General features: G+C 66.3%; 1 pseudogene. It reads left to right on the plus strand.

The window, feature by feature from the left end:
* Positions 1-424: pseudogene (locus tag CRD60_RS08870) on the plus strand (sensor histidine kinase); the annotation flags it as partial.

The following is a 424-nucleotide window of genomic DNA, read 5'->3' on the forward strand; positions in this document are numbered from 1 at the left end:
TCAACCTGCTGGTCCTGGTCTCCATCTACTCTGCGACGGCATACGGCCGGGGCAGGACACGCATCTGGGTACCGGCCACAGTAGTCACCGAACTGGCGTTGATGTACCTGCGGCTGAGAGTCGAAGTCCTGTACGGCTCCACCACCCTCTTGGCCTGGGCCATGGGTGAGCGTCCGGGTCCAGCTGTCTCGAAAAACGGTTCCCCCGCTGCCATCGCCGGCGGTATCCTGGCGGTATCGGCCATCTGCTGCACCTGCGCCCTGGTCCTCGGAGGGTGGCGGCGGGTGTCGGGGTCCAGCATCCTGCTCCTGCAGGAACGCGAGGAGGCCTTGCGCCAGGGTGAGGCTCAACGTCGAAGGCTGGCCGGGAACGCGGAGCGGGCGAGAATCGGAGCAGACATCCAGGCCGAAGTCAGCGCCACGCT

The organism is Bifidobacterium aemilianum, assembly GCF_003315635.1.
Lineage (GTDB): Bacteria > Actinomycetota > Actinomycetes > Actinomycetales > Bifidobacteriaceae > Bifidobacterium > Bifidobacterium aemilianum.